Source organism: Bradyrhizobium sp., from assembly GCF_030693485.1.
In the GTDB taxonomy this organism is placed as follows: domain Bacteria; phylum Pseudomonadota; class Alphaproteobacteria; order Rhizobiales; family Xanthobacteraceae; genus Bradyrhizobium.
Map to the genome: position 1 here is coordinate 1 of NZ_JAUYAN010000298.1, position 18,143 is coordinate 18,143.

Sequence of the window (18,143 nt, forward strand, 5' to 3'; positions counted from 1 at the left end):
TGGTGCCGGTGTAATAGGGATTGACGATGCACTGCGCGGCGCGGCCCGATGCCGACATCTGGCACTGTGGAATCGAGGTGTAGCCGCATTCGAAATAGAAATCCGTCATGCCTCGATAAATCTGCAGGCAGACCGGATACTTCGGATCGTAGGTCTGGGCGCGGGCCGATGGCGCTGACGAAATTGTTGCCACCGTCAAGATTGCCAAAGCCAGAATACGCATCAGGATCTCCCTGGATATTGACACCATCGGATTTCGACCTCAGAACGCCGACAGCTTCGAACCGTTGCTTCGAAGCAAGGAAGCACAGCCCCGCCTGCCCGACAATCGGAGCTTTCTCCCCATGCATCTGTTCGTCGCCTTTTTCCTCACCCTGCTGGCCGTGCTGCCGGCAGCCGCCCAGATCGCCCCGACCGAGGCCGAATTGCGCGCCTATGGCGGCCTGCATGCCGCCGCCGCCCGCGGCGACGTCGGCGATATCGAAAAGCGGATTGCATCCGCGGAGAACAGGGAAGCGACCGACGGCCGCCATCGCACGCCGCTGCATGTCGCGGCCTTCCGGAAGCAGCACGAGGCGGCCCGCGCGCTGATCCGGCTCGGCGCCGATCCGAACAAACTCGAAATCGACCGCTACGATATCATTACCATTGCAGCGGTCGCCAATGACGTGCCGATGCTCAAGATCGCGCTCGAAGGCGGCGGCAATCCGAAAGCCGTCACCAGCCGTTACGACGGTACGGCCCTGATCGCCGCGGCCCATCTCGGCCACGCCGAGATCGTGCGAACGCTGATTGCCGCCGGAGCGCCGCTCGATCACGTCAACAATCTGCAATGGACCGCGCTGATCGAATCCATCGTGCTCGGCGATGGCCGCAGCAACCACACCGAGACCTTGCGCGCATTGGTCGAAGCCGGCGCCAACGTCAATATTCCCGACGGCAGCGGCGCAACGCCGCTGAAGCTCGCGCGAAATCGCGGCTATCGGGAAATGGTCGCCATCCTGGAAAAGTCCGGCGCGAAATGACCGGGCAGCCAGCGAATTTCGGCTGGCTGCCATCGGGACCGCTCGTCCGAGGCCGCCAATGGCGGCCTCGTTCAGTTGATGTGGCGCGAACCGCCGTTACCGCACCGCGACCGGCGACACCGTGGAGCCCGAGCCGCCCTGAATCTTGAGCGGCTGCATCACGAAGGCGAATTCGCCGACGCCCTTCTGCGCGAGTTCATCGAGCTTGAGGTTCTCGAGCAGGTGTACGCCGTTCACCACCAGCGCCAGCTGATGCACCGGCAGCGACAATTGCTTGTCGGAGTTGGGCGAAACCTCGACCGGCCAGTTGTCGGCGCCGAGCAGCATCGGGTCCTTCGCGATCAGCCACTGCGCGGCCGGCACGCCGAGGCCCGGACAGGACTTCACGTAGCGCGGGTTGTCCTTGCCGTAGAGCTTGCCCCAGCCGGTGTTGATCAGCACCGCGTCGCCGGGCTGCAGCGTCAGGTTCTGCTTCTTCAGGGCGCCCTCGAGATCCTCCACGGTGATCTCGTAATTGTCGCCCAGCATCTCGACGCCCTTGAAGCCCGCGACGTCGATCAGGACGCCGCGCGTGAACAGCGTGCCTACCGCATGGATGCCGAACTTCTTGAAGCCGCCGCGGTCGACGTTCTCGTCGACCTTCTGGCAATTGTACCAGCTGTTGAGATGGGTCTGGTGCGCAAAGCCGTCGAACTGCGTGCCGACCTGGCCAAGCTCGGTGATGATGATCTCTTCGTTCGAGCCGCGCATGTTGGAGAACTGGTTCATGAAGGTGCGCTTGGTGTGCACGTCGAAGCGCCGCGTCCCGAAAAACGCCATGCTGGGCCCGAGCACGTGGGCGAGTTCGATCACCTCGCCGGTCTTGATCAGCTTCGCGCCGTTCATCACCGCCGCGGGTTTCTGGTGATTGGCCGAACCGCGCTCGTCAGCCGCGCCCCATTTCGACGGACAGCGCTGGCTTTCGGCCGGAACGGTCCAGGTGGGTGCCTGCGCCCAGGCGGTGGCGGAAAACGCAAGCGTGATCGCGGCACCCAATGTGAATGCTTTCATCAGTGTCCTCCCAAGAGAGGGAGCTCTGGAAACGGCCCCCTGGGGCAAATAATGCGCGTCCGCTCCAGCCGGTTCAAGCCAAATCGCTTCTATCGGAAGCTGCCTGTCATCCCAAAGACTTCCGGGGCGAAGTGACGGAGTGTAAGCGCGCCCACATCGAACTGCGAAGCAGCCCCGTCAGTTCAAGCCGGAGCCGCCCGCCACGATTCTTTCGTTCAGCTTCTGGTCCACGATCTCGACCGTGCGATCGATCTCGGCATTGGCCATGCCGAGCTGATGCGAGATCAGCTTCACCAGCAGGTCGACGCGCTCGATGAAGGGCGCGCCGCCGGCGACCGCGCGGGCCGCCGATGAGGGCTTCAACAGGCTTTCCGCCGCCTTGGCATATTTCACGAACGGCACCTGATCCTGCGGATCGGCTCCCAGACGCCGGGCGATGGTGTCGACATGGTCATAGATCGCCTGCGAGAGCCTCAGGTCGCCGTGCACGGCGTCGCGGATCGACTGCGGCTCGTGCGGCGTGATGCAGCGGTAATTCCCGGTCAGCAGCATCGACCATTTGGCCAGCGGCACGAACAGCGAATCGAACACCTTGAGCTTCACCGGAACGTCATGGCCATCCAGCGTCACCGCGTCGATGTCGGCTTCCAGCTCCCGAAGCACCTTGTTGTGCTGCTCATCGGCGAATGTCGAAGCCTTGAAGTTGGTCGGCAGGCCGACATGAAGGACGTTCGCCGCCTCTTCCGGCGGCCGGAAGGCTTGCGGATCGGGCGAGCAGAGCGACAGCAGTCCCGGCTTGAAGCGCTCCCACACCTGCGCATTGGTGTAGGCCTCTTCGAGCTCCATGTCGGCCAGCGCCGGGATCCGCTTCAGATAGGGCAAGGGCGGCATGTTCATGATCGAAAGACACGGCAGCCCCGCGGCGGCGATCTTGACCATCAGGACCCGCACCGTATGGTTGGTGTATTGCGGCTCCTGCATGGCCAGCGCCACCATGTCGTAACGCGAGATGTCGACGTTGCCGGGCTCGGTCGCGTCCAGCTTCCCCGGCAGGTCGCGCGAAAAGATCGCGCGGTGCACCGCCTCGTCGCGCAGCTTGATGCGAACTTCGGTGCCGTCGCGATTGATCAGCTCCGCGGTCTTCTTCCGGCAAACCAGGGTCACGTTGTGACCCGCCATCAAAAGCTTGGTCCCCAGCAGGGAGCCATAGGAAGCTCCAAGAATCAGAATGTTGCGCGCCATGCTCTCTCTTCCACAGATGATGTTCGAATTTTCCTTGACGTCCCGGCCGAGGCCTGGCTGAAAATTTCCGTGAGGGTCCGCGTGGGCGGAGCGACGGAGCAGGCCGGGCATCCCATGGGAACAGCCCGTTCCGACAAGGAGCCGCCGTGCTTATCGCAACCTGATCGGTATTACAATCAGGTCACCGTTTTCACGCCTTGCCCTCCCCGGCGCGGTCTTCGCCCCGATGGCGAACAAGGCATCTCTCCGGGAGAGCAAGGGAGGACGGGTCTTTCCACAACCCAAGGTCTGCGATTGATCCCACGCGAACTCTCCAACCCTGGCTTCCGCCACACGGGGAACAGTCCGGATTTTTTTTATCAATGCGCCAATCTGTCCCGTCTTTGGCTCGTTGCGGAAGCCGGACGATGCTATACCCTCGCCGCAAATTCAGGGAGGAACCATGTCAACGAAATTCAATCGCCGCCACTTCATCGCCGGCGGCGCGGCGGCTGCCGCGATGCCGTTGCTCTCGCGCGCCGCCTCGGCGCAAGCAGCGTGGCCGTCGCGGCAGATCCGCATGGTGTGCAGCTACCCGGCGGGCGGGCAGACCGACCTGCTGGCGCGCGCCTTCGGCGATTTCATCTCCAGGCAGGTGGGCCAGAACGTCATCATCGAAAACAAGGCGGGCGCCTCGGGCTCGATCGGCGCTGCGGAAGTCGCGCGCGCGGCGCCGGACGGCCACACCATCCTGTGCTCGATCTCGACCACCTATGTGATGAACCGGGTGATGATGAAGAACCCCGGCTACGACATGGACAAGGACCTGACGCTGGTCAGCATCATCCCCGGCGCCGGCCTGCTGCTGATCGCGAGCCTGGAGTCCGGCGTCAAGTCGCTGGACGATTTCGTCGCTTTCGCGCGCAAGAAGGGCCAGGTGAACTTCGGCACCTACAGCGCGGGCTCGGCCCCGCACATGACGATCAATGAACTCAACAAGCAATATGGTCTGAAAATCGAACCGATCCACTATCGGGGCGAAGCGCCGATGTGGACGGGCCTGCTGGACGGCACGCTCGATGTCGCGATGGGCAGCTATACGGCCGCGCAATCCGTCCTGCAGAGCAACAAGGGCACCCTGTTCGCAGTACATTCGAGGAAGGTCCCCGCCATCCCCGACGTCAAGACCCTGCCCGAACAGGGCGCGACGTCGAAGTTCTTCAGCATCAGCGGATTCACGGGCTGGGCCTTGCCGAAGGCGACGCCGCAACCGATCGTCGATCGGCTGTCGGAGCTTTGCGTGGCGGCCAACCAGGATCCGAAAGTGAAGGAAGTTCTCGCTACCTTCGCGCTCGACCCGGCGATCGGATTCAAGGAAGCCAATGCCTTGTATCAGCGCGAATTGCCGATCTGGATCGAGAGTGGGCAGGCGCTCGGCTTGCCGCCGGCGTGATTTGGAAAAGGATCACGGCCGACAAGCCGGGCACTTGATGGCCGAGGACAACCCGACCGACGAAATTTCGCGGATCGAGGCGCGCCTTGAGCAGCTTGCCGAGGTCGCCGAGCGATGCCGGAAGATCATTCTGGTTTCCAAGGCGGCCATCGGCGGCGGCTTCGCCATGCTGATCGTCATGATGCTCGGCCTGCTCGGATCCAGTGCGGCGGCCGCGCTGGGTTCGATCGCCATGTTGCTGGGCGGAATCGTGTCGCTCGGATCGAATGTCAGCACGTTGCGACAAACGATGGACGCCATCAGCGATGCCGAGACGCTCCGCTCGGATCTGATCGGCAGCATCGAGCTTCGCCTGGTGGCTGACAGGCCGATGAAATTGATTTGACGCGCCAGCGCGTGGCGCCTGCGGCCGCAAAATCGGTGCTACACTTGCCCCCGGCAGGGCGACGAACATCCCGCCCGACTGCCGTATGACCGAGGAGAGCAGCGATGACCGACAGCGTCATGTTTCACGAGGGCAACCGCCGGCTGCAGGATCAGTTCGAAAGCCGCCGGATTTCGGACCGTCTGGAAGAGTTTTGCCGTAAGGAGTTCACGCCGGAGGATCGGGTTTTTATCGAGAGCGCACCGTATTTCTTTCTCGCTACCGCCAACGCCGAGGGTCAGCCCGATTGCTCATTCAAGGGCGGCATGCCGGGCTTCGTGACCGTCACCGGCCCGTCCGAACTTGCGTTCCCCGACTACGATGGCAACGGCATGTTCAAGAGCCTCGGCAACATCGTGGTGAATGCCGATGTCGGCCTGCTGTTCATCGCCATGCATGGCAGGCCGCAGCGCCTGCGCGTCAACGGCACGGCGACGGTGAGCCGCGAGGATCCGCTGCTCGCCAGCACCGTCGGCGCGCAGTTGATCGTCCGTGTCACCGCGCGCGTGATCTTCCCGAATTGTCCGCGCTACATCCCGGACATGCAGTTGGTCGATCCCTCGGTTTACGCACCGCGACCGGGACACGATGCCCCTGAGCCGGTGTGGAAGGGCTTCGACGTTTTCAAGGATTGCGTGCACCCGCGCCAGCCGACGTTTGGGGGCTGACGGCTGCAAACGGGTTTGGAGCGGCTGGTCCTAGTAAAACCCGTGAAAGTGATGGATCGGCCCGTGGCCATGGCCGACACCAAGCCGGTCGGCCGCCGCGATCGCGGCGCTGACCCAGGCTTTCGCATTCCGCACCGCGGTTTCCATGTCCTCGCCTTTCGCCAGGCCGGCGGCGACAGCTGACGACAATGAGCAGCCGGTGCCGTGGGTGTTCCGGGTGGCGATGCGCGGGGCCGCCAGCGCGATGGCGCCGTTGCCGGTGACGAGATAGTCGATGCTCTCGGCGCCCTGCCCGTGCCCGCCCTTGATCAGCACCGCGGGACAGCCCATCGCCAGCAGCCGCCGGCCCTGGCTCTCGATCGCGGCCTCGTCGGCGGCAACCGGCTCATCCAGCAACGCGGCGGCTTCCGGCATGTTGGGCGTGATCAGCGAAGCCAGCGGAATGAGTTTTGTGCGCAACGCGTCGACGGCTTCGGCCGCCAGCAGCCGATCCCCTGATGTGGCGACCATCACGGGATCGAGCACGATGTGTTTCGGCGACCACTTGCGCAGTCCCGCGGCGATGGCGTCGATCACGGCGAGGTCCGCCACCATGCCGATCTTGACGGCCTTGACCTCGAGATCGCCGAATACTGCATCGATCTGCGCGGTGACGAAATCAGCGGGCACCTGATGAATGCCGGTGACGCCCCTGGTGTTCTGCGCGGTCAAGGCGGTGATGACGGAGGCGCCGTAAACGCCGAGCGCGGCGAAGCTCTTGAGGTCGGCCTGGATGCCGGCGCCGCCGGAACAATCCGAGCCGGCGATGGTGAGCGCGATCGGAATTGTCATGGTTCGGCTCGCATCATTCCTGGCAATCCAGCACGCTGTCCTAGCGCGACCCGATATCGACAGCAAGTTCGCCGGTCACAAGCCGCTGGATATGCCCTCTTCGGCGACCGCGTTTTCTTCACGCAAACGGTATCCACCTTGCCTGAAAACGCTATATTGCGCTCAACGAGACGCCCTCCAGGAGACGACAGCGATGGTTCCCTTTTTCGTGCAATTCAAATGCAAGCTCGGCCAGTCCTATGCCGTCGCCAATGCGCTCGCCGAAGCCGAGATCGCCTCGGAGATCTATTCCACCGCTGGAGATTACGACCTGCTGGTCAAGTTCTACGTCGACAACGCCACCGACATCGGCCATTTCGTCAACGAGAAGGTCCAGGTCATTCCCGGCATCCAGGACACCCACACCATCATCACCTTCAAGGCATTCGGCGGCGGCTAGGATCTGAACCTGGAAGTGTCGGCACAACCGCAACGATCGCCATTGCAACCCACGCGGTACGCTGGCTGTCGGACTAGCCTGGGTCCAGGTGCGCGGATTGGCTTCCGTCCGTGTCTAGCTTCGGTCTTGCGGGAGCGCGGGAAATCCGCGAGCATCGATGCCATGCGCGAGCCTGTTTCCGGCGTCGCTCCCCCTTGCGGGACCGGGAAGCATCGGCGACAAGCGACTCAAGGCTGCAACGACAGCCGTAACGGGAGGAATGGAATGATCAATTCGAAGATGATGCTGGCGGCCATTGCGTTGACCGGGACCGCGGTCGCGGCATCGACGGCGGCCGCACAGGTCAAATTGCCGCCCAGCGTGACGATGACGGCCTACGACACGGGCACGTCGGGGTTCAACATCACCGTCGCCGTCGGCAAGATGCTCAAGGACAAATACGGCGCCGACGCGCGCGTATTGCCCGCCGGCAACGACGTCGCCCGCTTGCAGCCGCTGCGCCTCAAGCGCGCCAGCATCTCGGCAATGGGTGTCGGGGTCTATTTCGCGCAGGAAGGCGTGTTCGAATTCGCGACCCGGGAATGGGGACCGCAACCGATCCAGATCACGCTGAGCTCGATCGACTGCAATGGCCTTTCGCTGGCGGTCGCCGCCGACACCGGCGTCAAGAGCTACGCCGACCTGAAAGGCAAGCGCATCGGCTTCGTGGTCGGTTCGCCCGCGCTCAACCAGAATGCGCTGGCCGTGCTGGCATTCGCCAATTTGACGGCGAAGGACGTCAAGATCGTCGAGTTCGCGGGCAACAATGCGATGTGGAAAGGCATCATCAACAACGATACCGATGCGGTTTTCGGTTCGACGATCTCCGGGCCGGCCAAGGAACTGCAGACGTCGCCGCGCGGCATCATTTGGCCAGCCATGCCGTTCTCCGACAAGGCGGGATGGGAGCGCATGCGCAAGGTCGGCCCGTATTTCACGGAGCACAAGGCTACGTGTGGCGCGGGTGAGTTCTCGAAAGAGAAGCCGGTCGAGGTCGGCACCTATCCGTATCCGATCTACAGCGTCTATGCCGGCCAGCCCGAAGACGAGGTCTACATGCTGACGAAGGCGATGATCGAGGGCTATGACGGCTACAAGGACAACGCACCCGGCGCCAGCGGGCTATCGGTGAAGGCGCAGGCGAAGAACTGGGCGGTGCCGACACACAAGGGCGCCGTGAAGGCGTTGAAGGAAGCCGGGGCCTGGAGCGACGACCAGGAGAAGCACAACAACGGACTGCTCAAGCGCCAGGAGATCCTGATCGCCGCGTGGGACGGTTTCATGAAGGGCAACCCGTCGGCCGATGCCGCCAAATTCGCCGAGGAGTGGATGGCCGTGCGCAAGGCGGTGCTCAGCAAGGCCGGCCTGATCGATACGTTCTGAACGATGCGACCTCCACTTCTCCCCTCCTCCCGCGAAGCGGTGGGGGAGGGGTCGGGGCCCCAACCCCTCCCCACCACGCGCAAGGGCGCGTGGAAGGAGGGGAGCGAACCCTCTACGACTTCTCCGCCTTTTTCGGCCGCGGCGGTCCCTCCACCGGCGGCAGCGATTTGATGTATTCCGCCATCGCCGCGCGATCCCCGGGCGACAGTTGCGACGTATTGCGGATCACGCGCGCCATCGATCCGCCGGCGGTGTCGCCCTCGGGCGTCATTCCGGTCTCGAGGAAGTAGGCGATGTCCTTGGCGCTCCATTCGCCGAGCCGCTTCTGCGTGATGTTCGGCACCCAGCCTTCGCCTTCCGGGTTCGGTCCGCCGGCAAAACGCTGCGCCGCGACGATGCCGCCGAGAAAATTGCGCGGGCTGTGGCATTCGGCGCAATGGCCGAGGCCGTCGACCAGATAGGCGCCGCGATTCCACTGCGCCGAACGCGCGGGGTCCGGCTGATAGGGCTTGTCGTCCATGAACAGGAATTTCCAGATTCCGACATTGCGCCTGACGTTGAACGGAAACGGCACGTCGTGATCGCGCACCTTGCCGGACACCGGCGCCAGCGTCTTCAGATAGGCGAACAGGTCGCGGGCGTCTTCGACTCGCGTGATGGCGTAGGAGCCATAGGGAAACGCCGGAAAATAATGTGCGCCCGAAGGCGCGGTGCCCTTGAGCACCGCGGTGACGAATTCGGCTTCGGTCCATCGTCCGATGCCATCGGCCGGATCGGGCGAGATGTTGGGCACATGGAAAGTCCCGAACGGCGATGGCATGGCGAGCCCGCCACCGAGTTTCAAACGATCGGGCTGGGCCGGCACCGCATGGCAGGAGGAACATCCACCGGCATTGAACGCTGTGAGTCCGTTGGCCGTATCAGGCGTGTAGGCCGGCAGCGAACTCGCTGCTACGGTCACAGGCATCGTCAGCCACCAGAAAATCGCGCAGCCGAGGGCGGCGACAACAACAAGCGCAGGGAGCATTCGCCGCAGCATTCACCGATCCGTTTTCAATGGCCTGAACCTGGCGGCCAGTATGGCCGTTATTGCAGCCTTGCCTGAAAATCGGTGACGTTCAAGCCGCGCTGCGGGAACAATTCCGCGACGCCGCTGTTTTGAAGCTGACCATCACGTTGCGTCAACAGGGAGAAAACCATGTCGAACACCAGGACCAAACTTGTTGCGCTGGCGCTCGGAGCAGCCTTCGCCTTCGCCGGACCCGCGTTCGCCGACAAGATGAAGGTTACCCTTGACGGTAAGGCCGAAGTCCCCCCCAACAATTCCGCCGGAACGGGCACCGCCGACCTCGACTTCGACCCCGCCAGCAAGAAGCTGAGCTGGAAGCTGACCTATTCGGGGCTCTCCGGCCCCCCCACCGCGGCGCATTTCCACGGACCGGCCGAAGCCGGCAAGAACGCCGGCGTGGCCGTCCCCATTCCCAACGTCGCCTCAAGCCCGGTCGAAGGCAGCGCCACCCTTACCGACGCCCAGGCGGCCGACCTGATGGCCGGGAAATACTACATCAATGTCCACACCGCAGCCAATCCGGGCGGCGAAATCCGCGGCCAGGTGAAGAAGTAAGGCTTCGACGCCCTTCATTCCATTTGGCAGCCGGATAGAAGCCAACGGGGCGGCGCAAATCGCCGCTCCGGTCAGTTAGTTAGCGATTTCCGGGAAACCGAGGCAACGCCGATACGCGCGGCGCATTGCGCTGAGCGCCGGCTGGATCCGGGCTATTGTGTTTCCCGGTTTCGGAGCGGCGCTCGCCGCTCCGATTGCTCTACCGGGCTAAGGCAACCTCAGCCCTTCTTGAGGCGGTAGGTCTCGTGGCAGGCGCTGCATTCCTTGCCGATGCCGGGAAAATTCGCCTTCAGCGAATCGAGGTCCTTGATCTTGGCCTTGGCCTCGGCGACCACTTTGGCGAAGCTCGCGATCTTGGCGTCGTGGCCGGCCTTGTCCTCCCAGACCTTCGGCGACGGGCTGAAATCGCCCTCCCATTTGGCATCCTTGAGGCTGGCGGGGAACATGGTCGGCAGCTTCTTGGCGGTGTCTTCGAACTGGTTGAGCGCGGCATCCACCGCGGCCTGATCGTAGGGCTTTTCGCCCTTGAACATCGGGCTCAACACGGTGCCCATGTTCCTGCCATTAGCCTTCATGGTGTCCTGGGCCAGCTTGACCGCATCCTGCTGCGCCAGCACGGCGCCCGCACCGAGCAAAAGCGTTCCCACCACCACAACAGTTCGCATGATCATCGCTCGACTCCCCTTGTTTTTGATCCCGCCCATTCACTTTCCGCGAATGGTGCTGATCATGGCCCAACCCCGCGCCCGGACTTTCATTCCCGGTGCGCGACAAAATGTCAGAGGCTATGCTGACGCTGGTGCTCGCGGATCGCGATCCAGACCCGCTCAGGCGTAGCCGGCATGTCGATGTGGTCGATCTTGTATTCGCGCCATAGCCCCTCGATGATCGCGTTGACGACCGCCGGACAGGAGCCGATCGCGCCGGCCTCGCCCGCGCCCTTGACGCCCAGCGGGTTGGTCTTGCAGGGCACATTATGGGTTTCGAACACGAATGACGGACCGTCGGCCGCACGCGGCAGCGCATAGTCCATGAACGTGCCGGTGACGAGCTGGCCGTCCTTCGGATCGTAAACCGCATGTTCCATCAGGGCCTGGCCGATCCCCTGCATCGCGCCGCCATGAACCTGGCCGGCGAGCAGCAACGGATTCAGCGTTACCCCGAAATCGTCGACGATCACGTATTGAATGATCTTGATGATACCGGTGGCAGGGTCGATCTCCACCTCGGCCAAATGGGTGCCGTTGGGGTAGGTGCCGTCGGCGCTGGTGAAGGTCGCGGCGGCCTTCAGCTTCGACGGGTCGACGCCCGGCCGCTTCGCCAGATCGGCGAAGCTGATGGCGCGGTCGGTGCCGGCGATCCGCACGATGCCGTCGCTGATCTCGAGGTCGCCGGCGCTGGTTTCCAGCGCCTCGGCGGCGATCTCGCGCAAATTCATACCCAGCGTGCGGGTGGCGCGCTCGACGCAGACGCCGCCGGTCGGGATCGAGGCCGAGCCGCCGGTGCCGAGGCCGGTGGCGATGCGGTCGGTATCGCCCTGGAAGATGTGAACCCGCTCCGGCGTCAGGCCGAACTGCTCGGCGACGATCTGCGCATAGGCGGTCTGGTGGCCCTGCCCGCTCGACTGCGTGCCGATCAGGATGGTGACGTCACCATTGGGATCGAGCGCGACGTTGGCGGTCTCCTCGCCCATCGTGCCGCACACCTCGACATAGGTGCCGAGCCCGATGCCGCGCACCAGCCCCTGCTTCTTCGCGGCCTTGGCGCGCTTCGGAAACTCCTTCCAGTTGCCGATCTCCATCGCCCGCTTCATATGGGCGGTAAAATCCCCGGAATCGTACACCTTGCCGGTCGCAGTCTTGTAAGGCATCGCGCGCGGCGCGATGAAATTCTTGCGCCGGATGGCGTCCGGCGCCATGCCCAGCTTGCGCGCGGCGGCGTCGACCAGCCGCTCGACGACATAGGCCGCCTCGGGGCGCCCGGCGCCGCGATAGGCGTCGACCGGCACGGTGTTGGTGAATACCGTACGGACCCGGCAGTGGAAGGCCTGGATGTCGTAGAGCCCGGGCAGCATGCCGGCGCCGCCATGCGGAATATAGGGCCCGAAGGTCGACAGATACGCGCCCATGTCGCCCATCAGATCGACATCCATGGCGAGAAACTTGCCGTCCTCGGCCAGCGCCATCCGCGCCGTGGTGACGTTGTCGCGGCCCTGCGCGTCGCCGATGAAATGATCGGCGCGATCGGCGGTCCATTTGACCGTGCGGCGCAGCCGGCGCGCAGCGACCGTGACCAACGCATATTCGCGATACGGAAACAGCTTGGTGCCGAAGCCGCCGCCGACATCCGGACAGATCACCCGCATCTTCTCGACCGGGATCTTGAGCACGTTCTGGCACAGGATATCGCGCAGCCGGTGGCTGCCCTGGCTGCCGATCGTCAGCGTCAGATGGTCCCGCTTGGCGTCGTATTCGCAGACCACGGCGCGGGTTTCCATGAAGTTGGTGATGACGCGCGGATTGACGATCGATATTTCGGCCACCGCATGCGCCTTGGCGAAGGCGGCCTCGGTGGCCTTCTTGTCGCCGACCGGCACGTCGAACAGCACGTTGCCCGCATGATCGGGCCAGACCTGCGGCGCACCCTTTCTGACCGCGTTGGCAAGGCCGATCGCGGCCGGCAGCGGCGTCCAGTTGACCTCGATGGCCTCGATCGCGTCGCGGGCCTGATCGACGGTGTCCGCGACCACGAAGGCAACGGCGTCGCCGACGTGGCGCACCACGCCGTGGGCGAGGATGGCATAAAGCGGGCCGGTGAACGGATCGACTTCCAGATTGAACAGGCAGGGCAATCCGCCGAGATCCTTGACGTCGTCCGCCGTCAGGATCGCGCCGACGCCGGGCAGGCTCTTGGCGCGGGTCGCATCGAGGGTGAATTTGGCGTGGGCGTGAGGCGAGCGCAGCACCAGCGCATGCATCGAGGCCTGCGGCGCGTGGTCGTCGGTGTAGCGGCCCTTGCCGCGAATGAGCGCGTCGTCTTCCTTGCGAAGCACGCTTTGACCGACGCCGAACTTGATGGGAGCCGCCATCTGATCTCCGGTTCTGGATTTACTGCCGTTCCATACTGCAGCGGTTCGTCAGCCAGCGCAAATCGCTTTCGGTGGAAAAAAGGCGGCCTGGACCTTGAGGAAACATTCGGTTGCACTGCGATCATCAACAAAAAAAGCCCCGGACGATGCCGGGGCCTTTGATTGTCGAGAGCAGCTTTCGCCGGGATCAATACTTCGCGACCACCGGGCCGCCGAAATGGTAGTTCACGCCGGCCCGCACCACCACGTCGGTCACCTTCGAGGTGTAGTCGAACCGCAGCGGCGGATTGCTGGTGAGGAGCACGGGGCTGCCCGAGACGCTGCCGTAATCCATGTAGAGGCCTTCGAGCTTGCCGGTCCAGTTGCCGCCCAGTCGGGCTTCGACGCCGGCCCCGACCACCCAACCCCACTTGGTGGCGTCGTTGCTCCAGGCCACGGAGGTAGGCAGCTGTTGTCCACTGAAGCCGCTGATGACGCCGTCAGTGTTGATTCCGGCAACCGCGAGGCCGCCGGTGACGTAGAGCAGCGCAGACGGAGTGATGAGCACGCCAGCCCGCGGACGCAGGGTCACGAACCATTCAAGGTGCTGGTTGAAGGTCGTCGTCGGCGAGACGCCGGCACCGGGTCCAGCCGTAATGAAATTGCAGATGCCGCCGGGGGGAGCTGTCGGCGTAACGCAGCTGAAGCCGCGACCGCCCTTCTGGTCGGTCCACTGGCCGTCGAGTTCGACGCCGACGACCCAGTTTCCGAACTGCCAGTTCTTGCCGACCTGGCCGCCCAGGACCGCACCGTCCAGATTGATGTTGCCGCTCTGGGTCGGGCTGAGCTGAACTCCGGTCGTGTTGTTGTAGAACGTGCCCGAGGTGTCCGAACGGCCCCAGCTGTAGCCGCCGTTGACGCCGACATAGAACTTGTCCCAGGTCCAGACCTCGACGATCGGCGGCGGCGCCTTGGTGTAGCGCGGCCTCAGATCCGCCGCGGACGCAATCGAACTTGCAGCCATCGCGGCGAACGCCGCGGTTGCGATTACCTTGATTGTTGAAGCGCGCATGGCGTGACCCTCTGTCGTAAGATCAAATCGAAACCTGACGCGATCCTAGCGGAGATTCCCGGCCAGCGGGACCTCTGGTTGCATCCCGCCGTCGTTTTGCCCGCAGATGTTGCAAAAAGGTGCCAGTGCGACGGGCGGGTGGACTTATACCATTGAAAGATCGTCGAAATTCAGCTCGACCGCACCAGCGACACCAGCCATCGGCGGCCGAACAGCAGCAGGATCGAGCCGGCATAGACCACCGCGCCGGTGACGATCAGCAGCAGCAGCGCCGTTTCATCGCGCAGCGTGCCCCAATGCGCCAGCTGTTGATTGGCGTACCATGCGACAGACCACAGCGCGGCCGCCAGGACCACGCCGCACCCGACGAACTTCGCCATCGACTGCATCAGCGCGCGATCGAATTCGAAGTACCCTGCCCGCACCGCGAAGGCGATCACCAGCAACAGGTTGATCCAGGCACCGACCGCGGTCGCGAGCGCGAGCCCGACCTGGGCCAATGAGCCGACCAGCGCGACCTTCAGGGCGACATTGACGGCGATCCCGGTCAGCGCCGCCTTGACCGGCGTCGCGGTATCCTGGCGGGCGTAGAAGGTCGCGACCGCGCTGCGAATCAGCACGAACGGAATCAATCCGATGGCGTAGGCGGCGAGCGTGGCGCCGGCCGCCGCCGCATCGGCTTTCGAGAACGCGCCGCGCGCGAACATCGCGCGCATGATGAAGTCCGGCACGGTCAGGAACGCGGCGACGAACGGCACCGAGAACAGCAGCGTGAAGTCGAAGGCGCGCCGCTGCGACGCCATCGCGCCGACCTGATCGTTTGCCGTCAGGCGTCGCGACATCTCCGGCAGCAGCACGGTGCCGATGGCGATGCCGATCACGCCGATCGGAAGCTGGTTGAGCCGGTCGGCATAATACAACGCCGAGAGCGCGCCCGCCGGCAGGAAGGTCGCGATGATGGTGTCGGCGAACAGCGCGAGCTGCGTGCCCATCGAACCGAGCGTCGCAGGCCCCAGCGCGCGAAAGAAGGCGCGGACATCCTCGTCGAGCTTGAGCGGCGCGAATTTCGGCAGGATGCCGCTCCTGGCCGCGTCCGCCGCCAGCAGAAGGAATTCGAGGAAGCCCGCGATCAGGACGCCCCAGGCTGCGGCATAACCGACGCCGGGAAAGAACGCCGCCAGCGCCAGCGTCGTCATCATCGACAGATTGAGAAAAATCGGCGCCGCCGCGTAGCTGGCGAAGCGGTGCATCACGTTGAGCATGCCGCCATAGAGCGTCACCAGCGTGATCAGCAGCAGATAGGGAAAGGTGATCCGCGTCAGTTCGACCGCGAGTTCGCCGCGCACCGGATCTGCGGAAAATCCCGGCGCCAGGATGGCGATCACCTGCGGCATGAACAGCCATGCCACGGCCAGCAACACCAGTTGCGTCAGGAAAAGCAGGGTGAAGATGCGGTTCGCGAACAAACCGGCGGACGCCGCCCCGCGCTCGCCGTGGACATGCGCGTAAGCCGGCACGAACGCCGCATTGAAGGCGCCCTCGGCGAAAATCGCCCGGAAGTGATTGGGCAGCCGCAGCGCCACGAAGAACGCATCGGCCACCGGGCCGGCGCCGAGAATGGCCGCGAGCATGATGTCGCGCGCAAAACCGGTCAGCCGCGAAAGGAGCGTAAAGCCGCCGACGGTGAAGATACGTCTGAGCATCAGCCGCTTCTACAGCATGCGGCGGCGCGGCAAAATGGCGAAATCAGCGAATCTCTATTTGCGCATGATCTTTTCCGAAGACCGGACACCCTTTCGGGATCATGCGCCAATCGCGTCGCGCACAGCCCTGATGATCCGCTCCTGCGTCGGTTCATCGAGATAGGCATGCATCGGCAGGCTGATGACATCGTCGGAAAGCCGTTCGCACGCCGGCAAACCGCCATCGGCGACCGGGAACTCCCGGTAGGCGGTCTGCTGATGCATCGACTTCACATAATAGATCGCGGTGGGAATGCCCTGCGCCTTGAGCGCAGCGGCGAAACCGTCGCGGTCGCAGCCTGCGGGCAGCCGGATGGTGTACTGGGCCCATATCGAGGTGCAGCCGCTGGCGAGCCGCGGCACCGACACCACGTTGCCGAGGCCGCGCGCATAGCGCTCCGCGACCTGGTTGCGCGCGGCGATCTCGTCGTCGAAGATCTTCAGTTTCTCGAGCAGGATCGCCGCCTGCATGGTGTCGAGCCGCCCGGTGAGCCCGAGACGGACGTTGTCGTATTTGTCGGAGCCCTGGCCATGGACGCGGATGCTGCGCAGGGTTTCGGCCAGTGCGGCGTCGTCGGTGAAGATCGCGCCGCCATCGCCGTAGCAGCCGAGCGGTTTGGCGGGGAAAAAGCTGGTCGCCGTGGCAAGGCCCAGCGTGCCGAGACGGCGGCCCTTGTAGCTCGCGCCGAATGACTGCGCCGCGTCGTCGAGCACGAACAGGCCTTCGGCCTCCGCCACGACAGCGATGGCATCGTGGTCGGCGCTTTGCCCGAACAGGTCGACGGGCATCACCGCTTTCGGCACAAGGCCACGCCGTCGCGCGGTCGCGATGCCGCGCTTCAGCGAATTCACGTCCATGTTGAAGGTCGCTTCATCGACATCGACGAACACGGGCACGGCGCCGGTCAGCGCCACCGCCTCGCCGGTCGCGCAGAACGTGAACGACGGACAGAACACCGCATCGCCTGGGCCGACACCCTTGGCCATCAGCACCATCAGCAGCGCGTCGGTGCCGCTGGCGCAGGTCACGACATGTCTGGCGCCGCTGTAGTCGGCGAGTGCTGCCTCGAGCGCGGTCACTTCCGGACCGTTGATGAACTGGCAATGCGTCAGCACGCGGGTAACCGCCTCATCGATCGACGCGCCGAGCCGGCGGCGCTGCGCGGCGATGTCGATGAACGGTACGGGTTCTGGACGCAGGTGCTGGTTCATGGAGCCTTTGACGGAGCCTTGCGGAGATTGGGAAAGGGACATGCGGAGATCGCTAGCCGACGACGCGGCGTGGCCCCTTGCGGGCGGAAGAGGCGGCGGGCCTGGCGGGCGTTTCCAGGCAGCGGATCGCAATTTCCAGGCTGGCGACGCCTTCGTCGCCGGTGACCGCGGGCACGGTGCCGGAGTTCACGGCGCCGAGAAACGAAATCAGTTCGGCGCGCAGCGGCTCGACATGGCCGACCGGCAGATGGCGCATCGAATAGCTGCCGTCCGGCTTGAAGCCGAAGCACTCGGTGACCTGACGGGTGAGGAGATCGCCCATCACATATTTGCCGCGGGTCGCGACCGTGACGCTGCGCGCCTTGAACGGCGTCAGCCAGTTGGTGTTGATGTGAGCAAGCACGCCGGAGGCGGTGCGGAACTGCAACAGCGCGATATCCTCGCGCTCGGCGATGGCGCTGGACAATTGCGGCTGCACCTCGACGATATCGGACTCGGTGAACCAGCGGATCAGGTCGATGTCATGCACGGCGAGGTCGATCACCACCCCAACATTCGACATCCGCGGCGGAAATGGACCGACGCGGGTGATCGCGATCGAAAGAATATCCTCGCCCGCCAGCGCCGCCTTGATGGCGGCGACCGCCGGGTTGAAGCGTTCGACATGCCCCACCATCAGCGTCACGCCGGCGCGGCTGGCCGCATCGACGATGTCGCGCCCTTCCTCGACCGTGGAGGCGATCGGCTTTTCGACCAGGATGTGGATGCCGCGGGCGATGCAGGCGAGCGCGACCTCGTGATGGAGGTGCGTCGGCGCGGCGATGGTCACGGCATCGACGCCCTCCGCGAGCAGTTCGTCCAGCGTGGCAAAGGCGCGGCAGCCGGCCAGTTCA

18 protein-coding genes are annotated in these 18,143 nt (G+C 64.3%); 7 read left to right on the top strand and 11 right to left on the bottom strand.

All coding sequences use genetic code 11. The features are described 5' to 3' along the window. On the bottom strand, window positions 1–223 hold a 223-nt coding region (locus Q8N40_RS21570; protein ID WP_305319028.1), incomplete at its 3' end, for a DUF3551 domain-containing protein. A gap of 121 nt (window positions 224–344) precedes the next feature. On the opposite strand from Q8N40_RS21570, the gene Q8N40_RS21575 reads away from it, so the two are divergent. Beyond that, the gene (locus Q8N40_RS21575; RefSeq protein ID WP_305713237.1) at window positions 345–1,025 is read left to right on the top strand and encodes an ankyrin repeat domain-containing protein; all 681 of its coding nucleotides are present in this window, start codon (window positions 345–347) and stop codon (window positions 1,023–1,025) included. Window positions 1,026–1,121: 96 nt separating this feature from the next. On the opposite strand, the gene Q8N40_RS21580 is transcribed toward Q8N40_RS21575, so the two are convergent. Both Q8N40_RS21580 and Q8N40_RS21585 read right to left on the bottom strand, forming a co-directional pair. Then, a complete protein-coding gene (locus Q8N40_RS21580) occupies window positions 1,122–2,075 on the bottom strand; it encodes a cyclase family protein (protein WP_305713238.1) in 954 nt (317 codons plus the stop codon). A gap of 177 nt (window positions 2,076–2,252) precedes the next feature. Next, window positions 2,253–3,317, bottom strand: a complete 1,065-nt coding sequence (locus Q8N40_RS21585) for a ketopantoate reductase family protein (protein WP_305713239.1) — start codon at window positions 3,315–3,317, stop codon at window positions 2,253–2,255. A gap of 442 nt (window positions 3,318–3,759) precedes the next feature. Between Q8N40_RS21585 and Q8N40_RS21590 the strand changes: the two genes are divergently transcribed. The 3 genes from Q8N40_RS21590 to Q8N40_RS21600 all read left to right on the top strand — a co-directional run bounded on the left by Q8N40_RS21590 (window position 3,760) and on the right by Q8N40_RS21600 (window position 5,841). After that, window positions 3,760–4,749 carry a tripartite tricarboxylate transporter substrate binding protein gene (locus Q8N40_RS21590; RefSeq protein WP_305713240.1) on the top strand — a complete coding sequence of 330 codons (990 nt, stop codon included), beginning with the start codon at window positions 3,760–3,762 and terminating at the stop codon, window positions 4,747–4,749. Window positions 4,750–4,786: 37 nt separating this feature from the next. Continuing rightward, window positions 4,787–5,134, top strand: a complete 348-nt coding sequence (locus Q8N40_RS21595; RefSeq protein ID WP_305322130.1) for a hypothetical protein — start codon at window positions 4,787–4,789, stop codon at window positions 5,132–5,134. A 104-nt stretch (window positions 5,135–5,238) separates the two neighbouring features. Beyond that, on the top strand, window positions 5,239–5,841 hold the full coding sequence (locus Q8N40_RS21600) for a pyridoxamine 5'-phosphate oxidase family protein (RefSeq protein WP_305713241.1): 603 nt from the start codon (window positions 5,239–5,241) through the stop codon (window positions 5,839–5,841). 30 nt (window positions 5,842–5,871) lie between these two features. Here the strand turns inward: Q8N40_RS21600 and thiD are convergent, their stop codons facing one another. Next, window positions 5,872–6,672 (bottom strand): bifunctional hydroxymethylpyrimidine kinase/phosphomethylpyrimidine kinase, encoded by an 801-nt coding sequence (gene thiD / locus Q8N40_RS21605; protein ID WP_305713242.1) that lies wholly within the window; start codon window positions 6,670–6,672, stop codon window positions 5,872–5,874. 193 nt (window positions 6,673–6,865) lie between these two features. On the opposite strand from thiD, the gene Q8N40_RS21610 reads away from it, so the two are divergent. Then, window positions 6,866–7,111 (top strand): Lrp/AsnC ligand binding domain-containing protein, encoded by a 246-nt coding sequence (locus Q8N40_RS21610; RefSeq protein ID WP_212437491.1) that lies wholly within the window; start codon window positions 6,866–6,868, stop codon window positions 7,109–7,111. A gap of 279 nt (window positions 7,112–7,390) precedes the next feature. Next, window positions 7,391–8,533, top strand: a complete 1,143-nt coding sequence (locus Q8N40_RS21615) for a TAXI family TRAP transporter solute-binding subunit (RefSeq protein ID WP_371135780.1) — start codon at window positions 7,391–7,393, stop codon at window positions 8,531–8,533. A 112-nt stretch (window positions 8,534–8,645) separates the two neighbouring features. On the opposite strand, the gene Q8N40_RS21620 is transcribed toward Q8N40_RS21615, so the two are convergent. Beyond that, a complete protein-coding gene (locus tag Q8N40_RS21620) occupies window positions 8,646–9,572 on the bottom strand; it encodes a cytochrome c (RefSeq protein ID WP_305713244.1) in 927 nt (308 codons plus the stop codon). Between the two features lie 159 nt (window positions 9,573–9,731). Here Q8N40_RS21620 and Q8N40_RS21625 point away from each other — a divergent pair, with 159 nt between their 5' ends. Beyond that, window positions 9,732–10,157 carry a CHRD domain-containing protein gene (locus Q8N40_RS21625; RefSeq protein WP_305320339.1) on the top strand — a complete coding sequence of 142 codons (426 nt, stop codon included), beginning with the start codon at window positions 9,732–9,734 and terminating at the stop codon, window positions 10,155–10,157. Window positions 10,158–10,375: 218 nt separating this feature from the next. Here Q8N40_RS21625 and Q8N40_RS21630 read toward each other — a convergent pair whose 3' ends face one another. The 6 genes from Q8N40_RS21630 to Q8N40_RS21655 all read right to left on the bottom strand — a co-directional run. Next, window positions 10,376–10,825: a cytochrome c gene (locus Q8N40_RS21630; protein ID WP_305320341.1), complete on the bottom strand. Its 450-nt coding sequence runs from the start codon at window positions 10,823–10,825 to the stop codon at window positions 10,376–10,378. 110 nt (window positions 10,826–10,935) lie between these two features. After that, entirely contained in the window at window positions 10,936–13,245 is a 2,310-nt protein-coding gene (locus tag Q8N40_RS21635; RefSeq protein WP_305713245.1) for a xanthine dehydrogenase family protein molybdopterin-binding subunit, read from the bottom strand. A gap of 187 nt (window positions 13,246–13,432) precedes the next feature. Beyond that, window positions 13,433–14,296, bottom strand: coding sequence for an outer membrane protein (locus tag Q8N40_RS21640; RefSeq protein ID WP_305713246.1), 864 nt, complete (start codon window positions 14,294–14,296; stop codon window positions 13,433–13,435). Window positions 14,297–14,466: 170 nt separating this feature from the next. Next, on the bottom strand, window positions 14,467–15,999 hold the full coding sequence (murJ, locus tag Q8N40_RS21645) for a murein biosynthesis integral membrane protein MurJ (protein ID WP_305713247.1): 1,533 nt from the start codon (window positions 15,997–15,999) through the stop codon (window positions 14,467–14,469). A gap of 99 nt (window positions 16,000–16,098) precedes the next feature. Next, window positions 16,099–17,250, bottom strand: a complete 1,152-nt coding sequence (locus Q8N40_RS21650) for a DegT/DnrJ/EryC1/StrS aminotransferase family protein (protein WP_305322058.1) — start codon at window positions 17,248–17,250, stop codon at window positions 16,099–16,101. Between the two features lie 52 nt (window positions 17,251–17,302). Then, a partial coding sequence (locus Q8N40_RS21655; RefSeq protein ID WP_305713248.1) for a Gfo/Idh/MocA family protein occupies window positions 17,303–18,143 on the bottom strand: 841 nt, incomplete at its 5' end.

Coding starts and splice junctions, on each gene's coding strand:
- murJ (WP_305713247.1), bottom strand. CDS start 15,999: ATGCTCAGACGTATCTTCACCGTCGGCGGCTTTACGCTCCTTTCGCGG.
- Q8N40_RS21615 (WP_371135780.1), top strand. CDS start 7,391: ATGATGCTGGCGGCCATTGCGTTGACCGGGACCGCGGTCGCGGCATCG.
- Q8N40_RS21580 (WP_305713238.1), bottom strand. CDS start 2,075: ATGAAAGCATTCACATTGGGTGCCGCGATCACGCTTGCGTTTTCCGCC.
- thiD (WP_305713242.1), bottom strand. CDS start 6,672: ATGACAATTCCGATCGCGCTCACCATCGCCGGCTCGGATTGTTCCGGC.
- Q8N40_RS21610 (WP_212437491.1), top strand. CDS start 6,866: ATGGTTCCCTTTTTCGTGCAATTCAAATGCAAGCTCGGCCAGTCCTAT.
- Q8N40_RS21585 (WP_305713239.1), bottom strand. CDS start 3,317: ATGGCGCGCAACATTCTGATTCTTGGAGCTTCCTATGGCTCCCTGCTG.
- Q8N40_RS21595 (WP_305322130.1), top strand. CDS start 4,787: ATGGCCGAGGACAACCCGACCGACGAAATTTCGCGGATCGAGGCGCGC.
- Q8N40_RS21650 (WP_305322058.1), bottom strand. CDS start 17,250: ATGAACCAGCACCTGCGTCCAGAACCCGTACCGTTCATCGACATCGCC.
- Q8N40_RS21635 (WP_305713245.1), bottom strand. CDS start 13,245: ATGGCGGCTCCCATCAAGTTCGGCGTCGGTCAAAGCGTGCTTCGCAAG.
- Q8N40_RS21600 (WP_305713241.1), top strand. CDS start 5,239: ATGACCGACAGCGTCATGTTTCACGAGGGCAACCGCCGGCTGCAGGAT.
- Q8N40_RS21620 (WP_305713244.1), bottom strand. CDS start 9,572: ATGCTGCGGCGAATGCTCCCTGCGCTTGTTGTTGTCGCCGCCCTCGGC.
- Q8N40_RS21640 (WP_305713246.1), bottom strand. CDS start 14,296: ATGCGCGCTTCAACAATCAAGGTAATCGCAACCGCGGCGTTCGCCGCG.
- Q8N40_RS21575 (WP_305713237.1), top strand. CDS start 345: ATGCATCTGTTCGTCGCCTTTTTCCTCACCCTGCTGGCCGTGCTGCCG.
- Q8N40_RS21590 (WP_305713240.1), top strand. CDS start 3,760: ATGTCAACGAAATTCAATCGCCGCCACTTCATCGCCGGCGGCGCGGCG.
- Q8N40_RS21625 (WP_305320339.1), top strand. CDS start 9,732: ATGTCGAACACCAGGACCAAACTTGTTGCGCTGGCGCTCGGAGCAGCC.